Genomic DNA, 18,890 nt, shown 5'->3' on the forward strand with positions numbered 1-18,890 from the left:
CCATGGACGGCGTACTCGTGGTGAAGCTCGGCGGCGGCCTGGACCCCGGCCGGACGCTCGACAATGTCGCGGCTCTGCACGGTGCCGGGACCCATGTGGTCCTCGTGCACGGCGGCGGAGCCGAGGCGGACCGGCTCGCCGGACAGCTGGACCGCCCGGTGCGGGCCATCGAGGCGCCCGACGGCACCCGGAGCAGAAGGACGGACGAGGAAGCGCTCGACGTCCTGGCCATGGCGCTGCTCGGCCGGGTCAAACCCGCCCTGGTCGGCGGCCTGCGGGCAAGAGGGGTGAGCGCGGCCGGACTGTGCGGCGCGGACGGCGCACTGCTGACGGCCGAACGCAAGACGGCGATCAGAAGCCGGGAGAACGGCAGGGTGCGGCTGATCCGCGACGACCGCGCGGGCCGGGTCACACGCGTCGCCCCGGCCATCCTGCGCACCCTGCTCGCCGGCGGCCTCCTCCCCGTGGTGTCCCCGCCCGCGGCCGACGAGGAAGGGCGGCTGCTCAACGTCGACGCCGACCAGGTCGCGGCGGCGATCGCCACGGCACTGGGCGCGGACGCGCTCGTCCTCCTCACCGACGTGCCCGGCGTGCTGCGCGACCCGGCGGACCCCGCGTCGGTCATGGCCCGGCTCGACTGCTCCGGACCCGAACAGGCGGCCGTCGGCGGCCGGATGCGGCACAAGGTGCGCGCCGCGGTCCGGGCCGGCCGGGGCGGGGTCCGGCACGTGGTCATCGGCCACGGCGGCATCGACGGCCCGGTGGACTCCGCGCTCAACGGCGCCGGAACCCTCGTGGTCGGAACACGGCAGGTGGGCGCGTGACCTCTTCGGCCGACCATCTCACCTGGCTCCTCAGATCGATGCTGTCCATCCCCTCCGTCTCCGGGCACGAGGGCCGGCTGGCCGTCTTCCTCGCGGAGCAGATGGAACACCTCGGCATGGACACCCACATCGACGAAGCCGGAAACGTGCACGGTGCCGCCGGGCCCGTGGGCGCGCCGACGGTGCTGCTCCTCGGGCACATCGACACCGTCCCGGGCGCCGTCCCCGTCTGCCGGGTGGGCGACCTGCTCTACGGCCGCGGCGCGGTGGACGCGAAGGGCCCCATGGCCGCACTGATCACGGCCGCGTCCCGCGCGACGAACGTACGCGCGGTGGTGGTCGGCGCCGTGGGGGAGGAGGTGGCGGGCTCCCGCGGAACCCGCCACCTGCTGCGCACGATGGCACCGCCCGACGCCGTGGTGATCGGCGAGCCGAGCGGCTGGGACGGCGTCTGCCTCGGATACAAGGGCAGGGTCGGAGTGGAGTACGAGGTCACCAGGCCGCCCCTGCACACCAGCAGCCCGGAGCCCACGGCCGTCGAGGCGGCCGTCGGCTTCTGCGCCCTGGTGAAGGACTACCTGCGGGCCCACCACGGGTCGGCGGATCCCGTCGCGTTCGACGCGGCGGCGGGCACCGTGGTGAGCCTGCGCGGAGACCTGAGCCGCGCCGAGGCGTTCCTCACCTGCCGAGTGCCCCTCGGATTCGACTTCGACGCCTTCGAGCGGCATCTGCGCCGCCACAGCGACGGCACGGTGGAGTTCGACGAGAGGGTCGCCGCGGTGCGCCGGCCGAGGAGCGATCCCGTGGCCAGGGCGATGCGCGCGGCCATCATGCTGCAGGGCGGCGAACCCGTCCTGAAACTGAAGGCCGGAACCTCGGACATGAACGTGGCCGACCGCTGGGGGGTGCCGATGGTCGCCTACGGGCCCGGCGACGCCCACCTGGACCACACGAGCGACGAGCACATCGTGCTGCCGGAGCTGCACAGATCGGTCGCCGTGCTCGACACGGCGCTCTCCCGGCTGGCCACGCTGCTGAAGAAACGGGCGGCGGACGCCACCCGGCCGCGAGAAGTGCTCTCCAGTGGCACGGGATGAGGGGAAGACGATGCGCGTCGAAGGACACATCGCGATGATCACGGGCGCGGCCCGTGCCCTGGGGCGTTCCCACGCCTTCACCTTCGCACGCGAAGGCGCCGACCTCCTGCTGGTCGACCGGTGCGAGGAGGACGGGCCCTACCGGCTCTCGAGCCGCAAGGAACTGGAGGAGACCGCGGCCGAATGCCGCCGCCTCGGCGGCAGGGTCCTGACGGCGGTCGCGGACGTACGGAGCCAGGAGGCCGTGGACGCGGCGGTCGCGGCGGGGCTCGAAGAGTTCGGCCGGATCGACATCCTCGTCAACAACGCCGGTCTGCTCGCCCCCGGCGGGGTCCGCTCGCACGAACTCAGCGAGCGGGACTGGAACCTGGTCATCGACGTCAACCTCAACGGGACCTGGCGCTGCTGCCGCGCCGTGCTGCCCGGCATGGTCGCGCAGCGCTCCGGCACGATCGTGAACACGGCCTCGGTCGGCGGGCTCGTCGCGTACGAGATGTATTCGAGCTACGTCGCCTCCAAGCACGCGGTCGTCGGCCTCACCAAGGCGCTGGCCCTGGAGTACGGCCGCTCCGGAATCCGGGTCAACGCGGTCTGCCCGAGCACGGTGGCCGCCGACGACCGCCTGGACACCGAGAGTACGGCGGCCGTGGCCCGGACCATGGGGGCGAGCCTGGACGACTACGAGCGCAGCTCCTCCTCGTACCACGCGATCGGCCGACTGGTGACCGCCCAGGAGGTGTCGGAGGCCTGCCTCTGGCTGGCCGGCCCCGAATCCGGCGGCACCACGGGCACGGCACTGGCCGTGGACGGCGGCTTCACCGCGCGCTGAGGCAGGCACCGCAATCCGGGAGAGGGAGGAGCGAAGTGACTGAGCAACGGGACGGGACAGGCCAGCGCGACCCGCTCGAACAGCGGCTCGCGGCGCTGGCGCCCGCACAGCGGGACCTCGTGATGCGGATCATGGAACAGAACACCCCGGACGCCGCGGCCCGCGTCCGGCGACGGCCGCCGGACCTCACCGAGATACCCGCGTCCTTCGAGCAGGAGCGGCTGTGGTTCATGAGCGAACTGCTCACGCACGGGGAGATCTTCCATGTGCCGACGGCGCTCAGGGTCAGCGGCCGGCTGCACGTCGACGCGCTGCGCCGGGCCCTCGACCGGCTGACCGCCCGCCACGAAGCCCTGCGCACGGTGTTCGTGGCGAGCGCAGAAGGCCCCCGGCAGATCGTCCTCGACAGCGTCGGCATCCCCCTCGTGGTGCACGCGCGCGGGAACGAGCCGGACCCGGAGGCGGCGGCTCGCGGACGGGCCGCCCAGGCGATCGCGGAACCGTTCGACCTGAGCACGGGACCGCTGCTGCGCTGCGAGCTGTACGAGCTGGACGAGGACGATCACCTGTTCGTGATCGTCCAGCACCACATCGTCTCCGACTACTGGTCGCTCGGGATCCTGCTGAGCGACCTCGGGGCGCTCTACGCCGCCGAGCTCGGCAGCCCGCTGGAGCTCGAACCGCTCGACCTCCAGTACCCCGACTTCGCGCACTGGCAGCGCGAGACCATGGACCGCGACGCGATGAAGCCCCAACTCGACTTCTGGCGCGACACCTTGGACGGCATACCGGAGGCGCTCGACCTGCCGACCGACCGCCCGCGCCCGGCGATCAGAGCGAGTCAGGGCAGATTCCACCGCGTCGAGTTCGACCCGTCGCTCGTCGCCGCCATGCGGCAGCTCGCCCACGAGAACTCCACCACCCTCCATGTCGCCTTCCTCGCCCTCTACTTCGGCCTGCTCTCCCGGCTGACCAGACACGAGGAGCTGGTCGTCGGCGTGCCGGTCGCGGGCCGGACCAGACCCGAACTGCAGCACATGCTCGGCTACTTCCTGAACTGGCTGGCGATCCGGGTCGACGTGAGTGGGCGGCCGTCGCTCCGAGAGCTCGTGGGGCGCACCCGGGATGCCTTCAACGCGGCACTCGCCCACCAGGACGTGCCCTTCGACATGCTGGTGCGCGAGCTTCAGCCGGCCCGGGTGCCCGGGGTCACGCCGGTCTTCCAGACGAGCTTCAGCCTGCGCGACGGTGCCCCGGAGCCACCTGACCTCCCCGGCCTCGATGTGAGCTTCGCCGACCTCGACGGCGGTGCGACGCACTTCGACCTGATGGCGGAGCTGTGGTGCGAGGACGACCGCGTCGTAGGCTATTTCCCGTACGACGACGAGCTGTTCGACGAGTCGACCGTGGCCTCGTACGTGCGGTGGATGGCACTTCTCATGAGGGCGGGCACGGCGGACCCCGGTCAGCCGCTCTGTGACGTACCGCTGATCACTCCCGCCGAGCACGAAGAACTCGCCGGCGCACCCGCCGCCGGCTTCCGCGACATCACCACCACGCTGCACGCCCGGTTCCGCGACCGGGCCGCGCGCGAGCCGGACGCGATCGCGGTCTGCGACGAGCGGAGCGCCCTCTCGTACGCGGAGCTCGACCGGCGCGCCGACCGTCTGGCGCACGTACTGCTCGGCCACCGGGCAGGGCCCGGGACGACGGTGGGGCTCATGGTCGAGCGGACCGCCGACCTGCCCATCGCCGTGCTGGCCGTCCTCAAGTGCGGCGCCGCCTACCTCTCCATCGACCCGGACAGCCCGGCCGACCGGACCGCGAGCCAGTTCGCGGACTGCGCCGTGCCGGTCGTGATCGCGTCGCCCGAGCTGACCGGGCGGCTGCCCGAGGGCCCGGCGCGGCTCGTCCCGCTCGACTGGGACGCCCCCGGGCTACGGGACGCGGAGCGGGAGCCGGTCGAGGTCGCGGTGGACCCCCGGTCCCCGGCCTACGTCATCTACACCTCGGGTTCGACCGGCTCCCCCAAGGGCGTGGTGGTGTCGCACGCCAATGTGCTGCGGCTGTTCGCCGCGGCCGACCGGGTCTTCGACATCGGCGGCGACGACGTGTGGACGCTGTTCCACTCCTCCGCCTTCGACTTCTCCGTGTGGGAGCTGTGGGGGGCGCTGCTGTACGGCGGCCGGCTCGTCGTGGTCCCGTACTGGGTGACCAGGGCGCCGGACGCCTTCCTCGAACTCCTCGAACGCGAAAGCGTGACGGTCCTCAGCCAGACCCCGTCCGCCTTCCTCCAGACGGCCGACGTCGCGTTCGCCAGGCGCCCCCATCTGGCCCTGCGCTACGTGGTGTTCGGCGGCGAGGCGCTGAACTTCGGCGCCCTGGCCAAGTGGTTCGAGGTGTCCGGCGAGCAGGGCCCCGAGCTGGTCAACATGTACGGGATCACCGAGACGACGGTGCACGTGACGTTCCGGCGGGTCGTCCGCGGAGACACCGCCGAGACGGACTCCCTCATCGGGGAACCGCTGGCGGACCTGTCCCTCTATGTGCTCGACACCGAACTGCGGCCCGTTCCGCCGGGAATACCCGGCGAGATATTCGTCGGTGGCGGCGGGGTCGCCCAGCGCTACCAGGGTGACCCGGCGCTGACGGCGCTGCGGATGCTCCCGGACCCGTACAGTCCCGTTCCCGGCGCGCGCATGTACCGGACGGGGGACATCGCCCTGCGCAGGCGGGACGGCGAGCTGGTCTACCGGGGGCGCTCCGACCAGCAGTACAAGATCCGCGGACACCGGGTGGAGCTCGGCGAGATCCAGTCCGCCCTTCTCGGCCTCGAAGAGGTGGCCAGGGGCGCGGCCTTCGTCGCCGAGGACCGGGGCACCGGCCCGGCGCTCCACGCCTGTGTGGTGCCGGCGGTGGAGCCCGCGCCGACGCCCACACAGATTCGGCGCAAGCTGCTGCGGACCCTTCCCGACTGGATGGTTCCCACGGTCGTCATGGTGCTGGACGAACTGCCGCTCACGCGTAACGGAAAGCTGGACCGGCGCGCGCTGACGGCACTGCGGCGCGAGGACGTCCAGCAGCACGCGCCCTCGACGCCGCCCAGCGGAGCGGTCGCAGAAGCCCTGGCGGCCGTCTGGGAAGAGATGCTCGGCGTCAGCGGGATCGGCGCCGAGGCCAACTTCTTCGAGCTCGGGGGGCACTCCCTCATGGTCGTGCAGTTGGTGTCGAGGATCCACGCCGCGTTCGGGAAGGAGATCCCGATGGAGACCCTGTTCCTGAAGCCCGGACTCCAGGCGATGGCTGACGCCGTCGAAGAGACCGGGATCTCGGAGAACACCGGCCTCGCGGTGGAGAGCGAGGACTGGATCGACGGGCTCTCCGAGTCCGAACTCGACGCCATGATCGCCGCGATGTCGGAGAGCGCGGAGGAGGGGGACCGATGAGCACGAATTCGATGACCACCGTGCCGGGCATGGTGGAGCACCACGCGAGGACGAGGCCCGACGCGCCGGCGATCCAGCACGGCGAGGACCGGGTCACCTACGCAGAGCTGAACGAGCGGGCGAACCGGCTGGCGAGGGTCCTGCTGGCCAACGGGGTGGGGCGGCAGGAAGTGGTCGCCGTCCACCTCGTACGGTCCATCGAATGGGTCGTCTCGATGCTGGCCACCCTGAAGGCGGGCGCCGTCTGCATGTCGCTCGACCCGAAGGCCCCCTCGGAGCGGACGGCGCGCGCCATCGCCCGCACGGCCCCGCCGGTCGTCCTGACGAGCGCGAGCGGGGCCGGGGAGCTGTCGGCGGGGGCGGCCCGGGTACTCGTGGTCGGGGAGGCGGAGGCGGAGGCGGCTCCGGGCGCGGAGACCGGTGATCCCGGCATCCCGGTCGGACCGGCCGACCTGGCGTTCGCCATGCACACCTCGGGCTCCTCGGGCAAGGTGAAGATCGTTCTGGCCCAGCACAGCTGGCTCACCCACGGGGTGTCCCACGGTGTCGCCGTCAACCGCACCGGCCCCTCGGACCGCGGGTCCTGGCTCGCGCCGACCGGTGCGGGGATCTCCGTCCACGAGGTGTGCATGCTGCTGTGGGCGGGGGCCAGCACGCACATCGCGGAGCCGGAGGTCGTGGCATCGCCGCCCGCCCTGCGCGAGTGGCTGCTCGACCACGGAATCACGCAGACCTTCGTCATCACCCCCGTGGGCGAGGTGCTGCAGTCGCTCGACTGGCCGCAGAACTGCTCCCTGCGGCTGATGACCGTCGGCGGGGACAAGCTGAACCACTGGGCACCGGAGGGCCTTCCGTTCGAAGTCACCGTCTCCTACGGGTCCCTTGAGGCCTTCCAGATCGCCAACTCGCTGTACCCATGGGAATCGCGGTGTACGGCCGCCACGGCTACGGCCGACGACCGCGCCGCCGCGCCGCCCGTGGGCCGGCCGCTGCCCGGGGTGCGCGTGCACCTCCTTGAGGAGGACCTGACTCCGGTGGCCGAGGGGACGATGGGGGAGGTGTGGGTCGACTCGCCCGCTCTCGCGCTCGGCTATCTGGCGGATCCCGCGCTGACGGCGGACAAGTTCCGCCCGAACCCCTTCGGCGCCCCGGGCAGCCGGCTCTACCGTTCCGGAGACGCGGGACGGCTGAGGGCCGACGGGGTGCTGGAGCACCGGGGGCGCATCGACGACGTGGTCAAGATCCGCGGGCACCGCGTCGAAGTGGGCGAAGTGGAATGGGCGCTGGGCCGTCACCCGGACGTGGCCCGGGTGTGCGTGGTGGGGGTGCGGGAGGAGGGGCAGAACCAACTGGTCGCCTGCCTGGTCACGCGCGGGCCCGTCACCCCCGGCGAACTGCGGTCCCACGCGGTGCGGCACCTCCAGGAGTTCATGGTGCCCGTCGCCTACGTACTCATGGACCGCCTGCCCGTGAACACCTCCAACAAGATCGACCGGCTCTCGCTGCCACCGGCCGACTGGCGCAAGTGGCGGCCCGCGCAGCCCTACCGCGAACCTCGGGGCGAGATTCCACGAGGGCTCGCCGGGCTGTACTCGGAACTGCTCGCCGTGGACCGGGTGGGCGCGGACGACAACTTCTTCGAGCTCGGCGGCGACTCACTGCTCGCGGCCCGCCTGCAGGCCCGGATCGACGGCCTCTTCGGAGTGAAGGTCGCGCTGCGGGACCTGATGGCGGCCGGAACGCTGGAAGAACTGGCCGGGCAGGTGACGCTGCGGCGTGCGAACGATTCCGGCGGTGAGACGCTTCCGCCGATCGTCCGAAGGAATCGGTGAGGAAACAGACAGCTCGGAATGTCCGTCACGGTCAACGTACGTACTTTATTCGGCCAGGAGGTAGCAGAATGAGCAATACAGGCCGCGACTATCACGTCGTCGTCAACGCGGAGCAGCAGTATTCGATCTGGCTGGTGGATCGTGAAATCCCGGCCGGCTGGTCGGAGACGGGCTTCAGCGGCCCCAAGGACGCCTGCCTGGAGCACATTTCCCAGGTGTGGACCGACATGCGCCCGCTGAGCCTGCGCGCCAGGACCGATTCGGGAGAGGTGTCCCGCAGCGCTCCGGCGTGAACTCGGTTCGTTGAGGTGAGTCTTGTGCGCTGAGAAATCCGTACCGCTCGTTGTGTGGATCGGTTGGTCCCGGGACCCGAGGTAAGTGGAGGAATTGTGGGCGAGATTGTGGGCGAGCAGCAAGTTCCCGAAACAGACGAAGCCGTTGCCATCATCGGAATGAGTTGTCGTTTCGCACCCGACCTCGACTCGCCCGCGAAGCTGTGGGCGACCCTCGTCGAGGGCCGCAGCGCGGTGAGCGAAATGCCGGACAAGCGCTGGGAGCCCTACGCGGCACAGAGCCCGGAGGCGACCGCGATTCTGCGGAGGACCACCCGGAAGGGAATGTTCCTCGAAGACATCGAGGGATTCGACGCCGACTTCTTCAAAATCACTCCGCGAGAGGCGGAGTACCTCGATCCGCAGCAGCGCATCCTGCTGGAGATGGCCTGGGAGGCGCTGGAGGACTCCGGACTGCCGCCTCTGGCCCTGCGCGGCTCCGAATCCTCTGTGTTCATGTCGGCCAACTCCAACGACTACGGCCGCCGGCTCCTGGAGGACCTGCCCAGATCCGGAGCCTGGGCGGTCAACGGCACCACCTTCTACGGCATAGCGAACCGGATCTCCTACTTCCTGGACATCAACGGTCCCAGCATGGCCGTCGACACCGCCTGCGCGGGATCCCTGACCTCGCTGCACCTGGCCTGCCAGAGCCTGCGGCTCGGCGAGACGTCCACGGCCATCGTGGGCGGCATCAACATCATGGCGAGCCCCGCCCTGAACGTCGCCCTCGACGCGGCCGGCGCGACCTCGCCCGACGGGCGGAGCAAGGCCTTCGACAAGGCCGCCGACGGCTACGGACGTGGCGAGGGCGCGGGCGTCATGGTGCTCAAGAGGCTGGTGGACGCCCGCCGCGACGGAGATCCGGTGCGCGCGCTGATCCTGGGCAGCGGTGTGTTCCAGGACGGCAGGTCCGACGGCATGATGGCGCCGAGCGCCGACGCCCAGGAACACATGCTCCGCCAGGTGTACGGCCGGGCCGGGATCGCCCCCGCCTCGGTCGGCTACGTGGAGGCGCACGGCACCGGCACCCCGGTCGGTGATCTGGCGGAAGTACGGGCCCTCGCCCGGGTCTTCGGCGCCGGCCGGCCGGCCGGCAGCCCCTGCATGCTGGGCAGCCTCAAGCCCAACATCGGCCACGTCGAGGCCGCTTCGGGTATCGCCGGCGCCATCAAGGCCGTACTCGCGATGGAGCACGGCGAGCTTCCCAGGAGCCTGCACACCGAGGCCAACCCCGACCTCGAACTCGACAGCGGCGGTCTGCGCCTGGTCAAGGAGACGACACCCTGGCCCGCCGGCGAGCAGCCCCGCCGGGCAGGCGTGTCGAGCTACGGCGTCGGCGGAACGATCGCCCACCTGATCCTCCAGGAAGCCCCCGCACCGGCCCCGTCGCCGGATCCGCAGGAGGTTCCCGTCTCCGGGACGCTCCCGGCCAACACGCGCCGGCTGTTTCCGCTGTCGTCGATGTCCGAAGCCGGGCTACGCTCCCTCGCCGGGGTGACGGCCGACCGGCTGCGCGAGAACCCCGGCGTCTCCCTGGACGCCGTCGCGCACACCCTGGCCCACCGCCGCTCGCACCTGGAGGCGAGGGCGGCGCTGGTGGCCGGCTCGGTCCAGGAGCTCGTCACCGGACTGGACACCCTGGCCGCCGGGGAGCGCACCCCCGAGCTGATCACCGGACGCTCCAACCCCGCGCGGGGCTCGGGGGTGGTCTGGGTGTTCTCCGGGCACGGGGCCCAGTGGACCGGAATGGGCCGGGAACTCCTGCGCGAAGAACCGGCCTTCGCCGAGGCCGTCGACGCCCTGGCGGAGATCTTCGGCGAGGAGCTGGGCTGGACACCTCGCGAGGTCATCGACAACGGCGGGCCGTGGACGGTGTCCGTGGTCCAGGCGATGACGTTCGCGATGCAGATCGGCCTCGCGCGGACGTGGCGCGCCAAGGGAGTGACGCCCAGCGCGGTCATCGGGCATTCCGTGGGCGAGATCGCGGCGGCGGTGGCCGCGGGCGCGCTCGACATGGAGGAAGCCGCCCGGTTCGCCTGCCGCCGCGCCGCGGCACTGCAACGCGTCGCGGGCCTCGGCGGGATGGCACTGGTCGGAGAGTCGCTGGCCGATGTGGAGCGCCACCTCGCGGGCTGGGACGACATCGTCGCCGCGATCTCCGCGAGCCCCAGGTCGACCGTCGTCTCCGGCGACCGCGCCGCGGTGGAGGGCCTCATCGACGAGTGGGGTTCCGCGGGGATCCAGGTCAGACGGGTCGACACGGACGTGGCGTTCCACAGCCCGCACGTCGACGCGGTCCTGGACGAGGTCACGGCAGCGGCCGGCCGGCTGACCGCGAAGGAGCCGCGGATCACCCTGTACAGCAGTGCGCTCCCCGACCCGCGTTCCCGCGCGGCGAGAGACGGGGAGTACTGGCGCACGAACCTGCGCGAGCCGGTCAGGTTCGCCCAGGCGGTGCGGGCGGCCCTCGATGACGGCGAGCACACCTTCCTGGAGATCTCCACGCACCCGGTGGTCGCGCACTCCATCACCGAGACCGCGGAGGACGCCGGGGCCGAGGACGTTCGCGTCGCGGTGTCCCTGCGGCGCGACGTCTCGGAGACGGGCCGGCTCCTTCGTAGTCTCGCCGAACTGCACTGCGACGGCGTGGAGATCGACTGGCCGGGCCGCGAGGGCACGCTGCTGCCGCTGCCCACGACCCAGTGGCAGCACCGCCCGTACTGGATCTTCCCCGAGACGACGGGCGAGAGCCATGGCCGTGGACACGACCCGGACAGCCACACCCTCCTCGGCGGCCGGATGACCGTCGCCGGCGCACCGGCCCAGCAGGTCTGGCAGACGCACCTGGACATGGACAGCCGCCCCTACGCGCAGAGCCACAAGGTCGTCGGCGTCGAGACGGTACCTGCTTCGGTCGTCCTCAACACCTTCGTGACGGCGGCGGCGCACGGCGACTCGGTTCCGGGGCTGAAGGACATCGTCTTCCGCACACCCCTGGCGGCCCTGCCTCCCCGGGTGGTGCAGGTCGTGCTCGACCAGAACCAGGCGCGCCTCGCGAGCTGCATCCAGCGGGACGCCGGTGACTCGACGGCCACCCAGGAGCTGGAGTGGCTGACGCACACCACCGCGACGGTCGACAGGACGGCGGTGGCCGGCACGCGGCCGATGGAGGACGTCCGGGCCATCAGGGACCGTTGCCCGGAGGAGTGGACCTGGACCCGGGTCGACACCATGTTCAGGAACATGGGGGTCGAGGGCTACACCTTCCCGTGGGTGGTCACCGAACTGCGCCGCAACGAGGTCGAGCAGCTGGCCACGGTGATCATCGACCACGAGCCCAAGCTCCACCCGAGCAGCTGGACCGCGGTCATCGACGGCGCCCTCACGGTCAGCGGAGTGCTCGTGACCAAGGAGGACGCGACGACCCTGCGTACGTCCTCGCACATCGAGGCCATGGTCTTCCGAGGCCCGCCGCCCGGCCGGGTCACGGTGCACACCACGCGTTCGGCGACCGATCCCGACACCACCATCGATGTGCTGGTGGCCGACGAGAACGGTCAGGTGGTGTGCGAGGTCACCGGCCTGCGCTACACGATCGTGCAGGACCGGCCGGGCGGCATCATGGCGCCGAGCGAGCTCGTGCACGAGCTCGACTGGCGGTCCGTCGAGCTCCAGGACGGCGTCACGCCCGGACAGCTGGTGCTGCTGGGCGACGACTCCGTCACCGGAGCGCTCGCCGGCCACCTGGGCAGATCCGGCGTCCGGTGTGTCCGCGTCGAATCGGCCGCGGACCTGGAGAAGCTGTCACTCGACACACCGGGCGCGCTGCTGGTGGCCCCGACGCCGCAAGGCGTCGGTGAACCACCCGAGTCCGCCGCGGAGCGCAACGCGTGGACCCTGATCGACGCGGCGCAGTCGCTGAGCCGCCGTCTTGCCGAGCGGGCGGACCCCACCGCCGAATCACCGCTGAAGCTGTGGTGCCTGACCCAGGGCGTCCGCGAAGCGGAACAGGAGTCGGCCCTCGCCCACGCGCCGCTCTGGGGAATCTCCCGGATCGTCGCGGGCGAGCGCCCCGACCTGTGGGGCGGGGTCGTCGATGTCCCGGAGGCCGCCGCCCTCGACAGCGACGCCGCGGACCGGCTGCTCAAAGCCCTGTCCGGCCTCCCGGGCAGTGAGGACGTCATCTCGCTGACCAAGGAGGGCGCTTCGGTGGCGCGGCTGACCCGGATCGACCGCGCGGCCGGCCCCGGCTCCGTGCAGTGCCGTCTCGACGGTACGTATCTGATCACCGGCGGCGTCGGGGCACTCGGCCTTGAGGTGGCCCGTCATCTGGTGGACCGGGGCGCCCGCCGCCTCGTACTCGTGAGCAGGCGCGGACTGCCGCCGCGGGCGCGGTGGGCCGGGATCGAGGACGCCGGGACGCGGCGCCAGATCGACGCCGTCCTGGCCCTGGAGGCACTGGGCGTGACGGTCCGCGTGCTCGCGCTCGACATAGCGGACGCCGAGAGGGCCGCGGCGGCACTCGACCCCTCGGCGCTCGGGCTGCCGCCCATCCGCGGTGTGGTCCACGCCGCGGGAGTGGTGGCCGACGCCCTGGTCGACAACGTCGACTTCGACGGACTGCGCCAGGCGATGGCACCGAAGATGCGCGGAGCGATGGTCCTGCACCGCATGTTCCCGCCGGGAACGCTCGACTTCTTCGCGCTGTTCTCCTCGTGCGGACAGCTCGCACGACTGACCGGCCAGGCGAGCTACGCGGCGGGCAACTCCTTCCTCGACGGACTCGCCGCGTACCGCAACGCCGGCGGCTCCACGGAGACGACCAGCCTGGCGTGGACCTCGTGGCGCGGAGCCGGCATGGCGGAGACCACCGCGGGCACGACGACCATCGAGGCGGAGTCGCGCGGTCTGGGCAGCATCTCCATCACCGAGGCGTTCCGCGCCTGGTCGTTCAGCGACCGTTTCCACAGCCCGTACTACGCGATCATGCGGGTGCTCCCCGAGCGGCGGCTGCCGGTGTTCAGCGAGCTGACGAGCGTCACGGAGACCGAATACGCCGGTGAGGCGGCCGGCAGCGTCACCGACTGGCTGGAGCTGCCGGAGGAGGAGCTGCGGGACCGGGTGGCGCGGGACGTCAACGAACAGGTGGCCGCCGAGCTCAATCTGCCGGCCGCGGACATCGACCCGAACCGTCCCCTCGTCGACCTCGGCGTCGACTCGGTCCTCACCGTGGGGCTGCGCGTGCGGCTGAACCGAAGGTTCGGCATCGACCTGCCGCCGACGATCCTGTGGAGCAATCCGACGGTGGCCGCCCTGGCCGATTTCCTGGTCGACGACCTGAGGAGCCAGGCGGCGGACCTCGATGTCCAGCCGGCCGGTTGAGCCCTTCCGGCACCCCGGCCACAGGACCCGTCTCCAGAGAAGCGGAAGAAGCGGAAGAACCCCTCGGAGGAACCATGGCAGCAGCGCGGCAGGACCTCATCGACCGGCTCGTGCGGGAGTTCGACTGGCACGATCCCGAGTACACACCCGACGTGGCGCAGGACGTCAACCGCGAAGTGCGCGAGCAGGCGGCGGTGACCTACACCGCGGCGCACGGAGGGCTGTGGGTCCTGTCGCGCCACGCCGACGTCAGAGCGGCACTCAAGGACCACAAGACCTTCAGTTCGGGGTCCGGCGTCTTCTACCCCAGAGCCGCGGGGATGCCGAAGTTCTCCCCGATCGAATTCGACCCGCCGGAGCACGGAGAGCTTCGCGCGCTCATGGCGCCGCCCCTGCACAACGAGGAGGTCCGGCGCCTCGAACCGCGGATCCGCACCCTTGCCACCGAGCTCATCGAACCCATCGTCGAGCGCGGGTACGGCGACTTCTCCGCCGAGCTGGCGAACCCGTTCGCGATCGGAGTGCTCGCCCTGACCATCGGCCTCTCGGAGCAGGCCCAGGGCAGGGTCCGCGAACTCACGAGCAATCTGTGGAAACACCTGTCCAAGGACAGCGAGGCGGACAGCTTCTGGCCGCAGTTCCGCGAACTGCTCGCCGAGGAGGTGCGCGACGCCCGAGCGAACCCGGGGGACTTCTACATCTCCCGCCTGGCCAACGCGGAGATCGACGGGGAGCCGATCTCCGACGAGCGGCTCCACTCCGTCATCGTCTCGCTGTGCATAGCGGGACACCAGACCACCCTGAACACCCTCAGCCGCATGCTGTGGCACCTCGCGGGCAACCCCGAGCTCCAGCACCGGCTCAGGGAAGAGCCCGATCTCATGTCGGTCGTGGGCGACGAGACGATGCGCCGGTGGTGTCCGACCGACCGCTTCACCCGGTTCACGACGCGTGAGGTGACGATCGACGGCACGGTCATTCCCAGCGGCTCCAGGGTCGTCCTGCTGCTCGACGCGGCCAACCGGGACCCGGCGAAATATCCCGAGCCGGAGGAATTCTCGCTCGATCGCGGAAATTCGCACCAGCATCTCAGCTTCGGATTCGGTATCCATCACTGTCTCGGCGCGTCCCTCGCCAGGCTGGAGTTCAGGACGGTGCTGCGTGAACTGGCGCAGCACCCCGTCTACCACCTCACGGAAGAACCGGACCGCCACTTCGAGAACGGGCGTCACATTGTCTTCGACCGGGTGCCGATCCGATTCGCGGAAAGGCCGACGCATGGATAGCCGGAACGATGACATGCCGGAATCCGAAGCCCCCGCTCTTGACGGGCTGCTGAGGATCGCCGGCGGTATGTGGGCCTCGCAGACCCTGTGCGGGGCCGTCGACCTCGGGCTGTTCGACTTCCTGGCGGAGGGGAAGGGGGCCTCGGCGGCGGAAGTGGCCGAGGGGCTCGGTGTCGCCGGCCGGCCGGCCGAGATCCTCCTGACCGCGTGCGCCGCACTCGGACTGCTGCTGCCGGACGGTACGCACGGGAAGGACGTGCGTTACGTCAATACGCCGGCCGCAGAGGAGTACCTGGTGCGCGGCAGGCCGCGCTATTTCGGCGACTACATCGAGATGCTGAGGAGCCACACCTCGCCGGGATGGCTGCGCGTCACCGAGGCCATCAGGTCCGACAGCCCGAGCCGGTGGGCCCCGGACCAGCAGGAGAGGATCTTCGACGCCGACAACCGCGCGAGCACCTTCTGGGACGGCCTCCGGCCGCTGTCCTCGATGACCGCCGGTGTGCTGGCGGCCGAGGTCGATCTCAGCACGACACGGAGGCTTCTCGATGTCGGCGGCGGCGGTGGGGCCTTCGTGATCGAGCTGTGCCGGCACTACCCCCGGCTGGCCGCCACGGTGTACGACCTGCCGCACGTGTGCGCGTACACCGCGGGGAAGATCGCGGACGCCGGACTCTCCGACCGGATCGGCACGCACCCGGGGGACTTCTTCCAGGAGCCGGAGCTGCCGACCGGGCACGACGCCATTCTGCTGTCCATGATCATGCACGACTGGGACGAGGCGCGTAACCGGGAGCTCCTCGCCAAGTGCTGTCGCGCACTGCCCAGCGGTGGCCGGCTCGTGATCAGCGAACTGCTCGTCAACGACGAGAAGACAGGTCCGCTCGACGCGGCTCTCATGAGTATGAACATGCTGGTCGGGACGTGGGGCCGCAATTACACGGCGGCCGAATACAGCGAGTGGCTGCGTGCGGCGGGATTCGGTCAAGTGAATACGGTTCGCTTCTCGGCCCCCGGAGCGAACGGTGCGGTACTCGCACGAAAGCCCTGATCCGGATGAGCCCCCGGAGACACGCTGACACGCTCGCGGCACCCGCTGCGCGACCGCGCTCCTCTCCCTCGAATGGGTGAATGAATGCGGCTGTGCGGGTGCCGCACCGGTACCCCGTGCGAAAGTCGTGGAGGCGTGGCCCTTTTGGTTTGTACCGGTCGAAGGTGCTGACGTCCGGACATCTCGCGTCCGGGCCGCATCTCCTGAGTTGAGTTCTGGATTCGATCATGGCGATCAGTGTGCAGGTGACGTTCGACGCCCGGAATCCCGCCAGGCAGGCGGAATTCTGGGCTCTCGCTCTGGATTACGTGGTGCAGCCACCGCCGCCGGGATATGAATCATGGACGGAGTTCGCGCAGGAGATCGGGCTGCCCCCGGAGCGCTGGGACTCGATGGCCGCGGCGGTCGATCCGGACGGTGTCGGGCCCCGGGTGCTGTTCCAGAGAGTGCCCGAGGGCAGGACCGTCAAGAACCGTGTGCACCTTGATGTGCAACTGCGGTCCGGGGAGGGGCACACGCCGGACGCCGGCGTGACGAAGCTGACCGAGCACGTGTCGAAGCTCGTCGACGCCGGGGCGAAGGTGGTTCGTGAGGTCAGGGAGCCGACGGGGAACTGCACCGTGATGCAGGACCCCGAGGGCAATGAGTTCTGCGTGGCATAGAAGTACCTTGATCAAATTCCGTCAATTGAACGAAGTTGGCCGAGAAGGCCCTTGTGTCTTACCGGGTGTGAATTCTCGTTGCGGAATCATGTCGAACATCTATAATCACTACATTGCCCGCATGGCCTGCGGTAGTGAACCGCCCGGAAGGAGCATCGTCATGCCCAAAGGACTCACTCAGGATGCAGGTTGGCAGATCGGCGTCTCCGCGACGCTTCCTTTCCCGCGTTCGGTCGTCTGGGAGTTCATGGTGAGCCCCGAGGGCATCGCGCTCTGGCTCGGCGAAGGGGCGGAGCTTCCTCCGTCGCCCACCAAGGGGACGACGTTCGAGACGGTCGACGGCGTGACCGGGGAGATCCGCAGCTACCGGCCGCTCGACCGCATCCGGGCCACCCGCGGCACGACGACGGTACAGCTGGCGGTCTCCAGCTCCGGCGACCGAAGCGTCCTGCGTTTCCACCAGGAGCACCTGGCGAGCGCGGAGGAGCGCGAGCAGCAACGCGCCCACTGGCAGGGCGTGATGGAGCGGGTCACGAAGGAGCTGAGCTGATCGGCGGAGCCGGTCCGCTCACCGCGACAGACCGAAGAGGGCCGCTTCCCCACCGGGGAAGCGGCCCTCTTCGGTGTTTCTGACCTCAGGCCGGCGGCCGGGCTGACCGGCCGCCCCGCCCCTTAGAGGTCGAAGTACAGCTCGAACTCGTGCGGGTGCGGGCGCAGCTGGATCGGGGCGATCTCGTTCGTGCGCTTGAAGTCGATCCACGTCTCGATCAGGTCGGGCGTGAAGACGCCGCCTGCCAGGAGGTACTCGTGGTCCGCCTCAAGGGCGTCGAGGACGGCCGGGAGGGACGTCGGGACCTGCTGGACGTTGGCGTGCTCCTCGGGAGCCAGCTCGTAGAGGTCCTTGTCGATCGGCTCCGGCGGCTCGATCTTGTTCTTCACGCCGTCCAGGCCGGCCATCAGGAGGGCCGAGAAGGCGAGGTACGGGTTGGACGACGGGTCCGGGGCGCGGAACTCGACGCGCTTGGCCTTCGGGTTGGAGCCCGTGATCGGGATACGCATCGCGGCCGAGCGGTTGCGCTGCGAGTAGACCATGTTGACCGGGGCCTCGAAGCCGGGGACCAGGCGGTGGTAGGAGTTCACCGTCGGGTTGGTGAACGCCAGCAGCGACGGGGCGTGCTTCAGGATGCCGCCGATGTAGTAGCGCGCCATGTCCGAGAGGCCCGCGTAGCCCTGCTCGTCGTAGAACAGCGGGTCGCCGCCGGCCCACAGGGACTGGTGGACGTGCATGCCCGAGCCGTTGTCACCGAAGATCGGCTTCGGCATGAAGGTCGCGGTCTTGCCGTTGCGCCAGGCGACGTTCTTCACGATGTACTTGAAGAGCATCAGGTCGTCGGCCGCGGCGAGCAGCGTGTTGAACTTGTAGTTGATCTCGGCCTGGCCGGCGGTGCCGACCTCGTGGTGCTGGCGCTCGACCTGGAGGCCGTTCTTGTCCAGCTCCAGGGAGATCTCCGCACGCAGGTCGGCGAAGTGGTCCACCGGCGGGGTCGGGAAGTAGCCGCCCTTGTAGCGGACCTTGTAGCCGCGGTTGTTCTCCTCCGACCCGGTGTTCCAGGCGCCCGCCTCGGAGTCGATGTGGTAGAAGCTCTCGTTCGCCGACGTCTGGAAGCGGACGTTGTCGAAGACGTAGAACTCGGCCTCGGGGCCGAAGTACGCGGTGTCCGCGAAACCGGTGGAGGCGAGGTAGGCCTCGGCCTTCTTGGCCACGTTCCGCGGGTCACGGCTGTACTGCTCGCCGGTGATCGGGTCGTGGATGAAGAAGTTGATGTTGACGGTCTTGTCGCGGCGGAAGGGGTCGACACGGGCGGTCGACAGGTCCGCGCGGAGCGCCATGTCGGACTCGTGGATGGCCTGGAAGCCGCGGATCGACGAGCCGTCGAAGGCGAGCTCCTCGGTCGGGTCGAAGACCGCCGCCGGGATGGTGAAGTGCTGCATCACACCGGGCAGGTCGCAGAACCGGACGTCGATGAACTTGACGTCTTCGTCGGCGATGTACTTCTTCACGTCGTCGGCGTTCTGGAACATCCAACTCCTCCTACTCCCGGCCCGGGGTGGGACGGGGTTGCAGCTCGTTGTGCGGCCAGTGCGG

At 70.3% G+C, this 18,890-nt stretch carries 12 protein-coding genes; 11 read left to right on the top strand and 1 reads right to left on the bottom strand.

The window, feature by feature from the left end; genetic code table 11:
- The first annotated feature begins 2 nt into the window (after positions 1-2).
- The 11 genes from RLT59_RS28790 to RLT59_RS28840 all read left to right on the top strand — a co-directional run bounded on the left by RLT59_RS28790 (position 3) and on the right by RLT59_RS28840 (position 17,294).
- A complete protein-coding gene (locus tag RLT59_RS28790) occupies positions 3-824 on the top strand; it encodes a [LysW]-aminoadipate kinase (protein WP_311306088.1) in 822 nt (273 codons plus the stop codon).
- Positions 821-1,921, top strand: coding sequence for a M20/M25/M40 family metallo-hydrolase (locus tag RLT59_RS28795; RefSeq protein ID WP_311306089.1), 1,101 nt, complete (start codon positions 821-823; stop codon positions 1,919-1,921). The genes RLT59_RS28790 and RLT59_RS28795 overlap by 4 nt, the downstream gene beginning before the upstream one ends.
- Before the next feature lie 10 nt (positions 1,922-1,931).
- Positions 1,932-2,750, top strand: a complete 819-nt coding sequence (locus RLT59_RS28800) for an SDR family oxidoreductase (protein WP_311306090.1) — start codon at positions 1,932-1,934, stop codon at positions 2,748-2,750.
- A 35-nt stretch (positions 2,751-2,785) separates the two neighbouring features.
- Entirely contained in the window at positions 2,786-6,196 is a 3,411-nt protein-coding gene (locus tag RLT59_RS28805) for a non-ribosomal peptide synthetase (protein WP_311306091.1), read from the top strand.
- Complete coding sequence (locus RLT59_RS28810) at positions 6,193-8,028, top strand: AMP-binding protein (protein ID WP_311306092.1); 1,836 nt, start codon at positions 6,193-6,195, stop codon at positions 8,026-8,028. Before RLT59_RS28805 ends, RLT59_RS28810 begins: the two co-directional genes overlap by 4 nt.
- 68 nt (positions 8,029-8,096) lie before the next feature.
- Positions 8,097-8,321 (top strand): MbtH family protein, encoded by a 225-nt coding sequence (locus RLT59_RS28815; protein ID WP_311306093.1) that lies wholly within the window; start codon positions 8,097-8,099, stop codon positions 8,319-8,321.
- Positions 8,322-8,429: 108 nt separating this feature from the next.
- Positions 8,430-13,745 carry a type I polyketide synthase gene (locus tag RLT59_RS28820; protein WP_311307894.1) on the top strand — a complete coding sequence of 1,772 codons (5,316 nt, stop codon included), beginning with the start codon at positions 8,430-8,432 and terminating at the stop codon, positions 13,743-13,745.
- A 74-nt stretch (positions 13,746-13,819) separates the two neighbouring features.
- On the top strand, positions 13,820-15,031 hold the full coding sequence (locus RLT59_RS28825) for a cytochrome P450 (RefSeq protein WP_311306094.1): 1,212 nt from the start codon (positions 13,820-13,822) through the stop codon (positions 15,029-15,031).
- Positions 15,032-15,044: 13 nt separating this feature from the next.
- The gene (locus RLT59_RS28830; RefSeq protein WP_311306095.1) at positions 15,045-16,082 is read left to right on the top strand and encodes a methyltransferase; all 1,038 of its coding nucleotides are present in this window, start codon (positions 15,045-15,047) and stop codon (positions 16,080-16,082) included.
- Positions 16,083-16,309: 227 nt separating this feature from the next.
- Positions 16,310-16,744 (top strand): VOC family protein, encoded by a 435-nt coding sequence (locus RLT59_RS28835; RefSeq protein WP_311306096.1) that lies wholly within the window; start codon positions 16,310-16,312, stop codon positions 16,742-16,744.
- 160 nt (positions 16,745-16,904) lie between these two features.
- Entirely contained in the window at positions 16,905-17,294 is a 390-nt protein-coding gene (locus RLT59_RS28840; protein ID WP_311306097.1) for an SRPBCC family protein, read from the top strand.
- A gap of 122 nt (positions 17,295-17,416) precedes the next feature.
- On the opposite strand, the gene glnA is transcribed toward RLT59_RS28840, so the two are convergent.
- Positions 17,417-18,826 carry a type I glutamate--ammonia ligase gene (glnA, locus tag RLT59_RS28845; RefSeq protein ID WP_311306098.1) on the bottom strand — a complete coding sequence of 470 codons (1,410 nt, stop codon included), beginning with the start codon at positions 18,824-18,826 and terminating at the stop codon, positions 17,417-17,419.
- Positions 18,827-18,890: the final 64 nt, after the last annotated feature.

This window comes from Streptomyces sp. ITFR-6 (assembly GCF_031844725.1).
Lineage (GTDB): Bacteria > Actinomycetota > Actinomycetes > Streptomycetales > Streptomycetaceae > Streptomyces.

Excerpts from the sequence above, each read along its gene's own strand:
- RLT59_RS28790 (WP_311306088.1), top strand. The coding sequence starts at position 3 with ATGGACGGCGTACTCGTGGTGAAGCTCGGCGGCGGCCTGGACCCCGGC.
- RLT59_RS28800 (WP_311306090.1), top strand. The coding sequence starts at position 1,932 with ATGCGCGTCGAAGGACACATCGCGATGATCACGGGCGCGGCCCGTGCC.
- RLT59_RS28810 (WP_311306092.1), top strand. The coding sequence starts at position 6,193 with ATGAGCACGAATTCGATGACCACCGTGCCGGGCATGGTGGAGCACCAC.
- RLT59_RS28815 (WP_311306093.1), top strand. The coding sequence starts at position 8,097 with ATGAGCAATACAGGCCGCGACTATCACGTCGTCGTCAACGCGGAGCAG.
- RLT59_RS28825 (WP_311306094.1), top strand. The coding sequence starts at position 13,820 with ATGGCAGCAGCGCGGCAGGACCTCATCGACCGGCTCGTGCGGGAGTTC.
- RLT59_RS28830 (WP_311306095.1), top strand. The coding sequence starts at position 15,045 with ATGCCGGAATCCGAAGCCCCCGCTCTTGACGGGCTGCTGAGGATCGCC.
- RLT59_RS28835 (WP_311306096.1), top strand. The coding sequence starts at position 16,310 with ATGGCGATCAGTGTGCAGGTGACGTTCGACGCCCGGAATCCCGCCAGG.
- RLT59_RS28840 (WP_311306097.1), top strand. The coding sequence starts at position 16,905 with ATGCCCAAAGGACTCACTCAGGATGCAGGTTGGCAGATCGGCGTCTCC.
- glnA (WP_311306098.1), bottom strand. The coding sequence starts at position 18,826 with ATGTTCCAGAACGCCGACGACGTGAAGAAGTACATCGCCGACGAAGAC.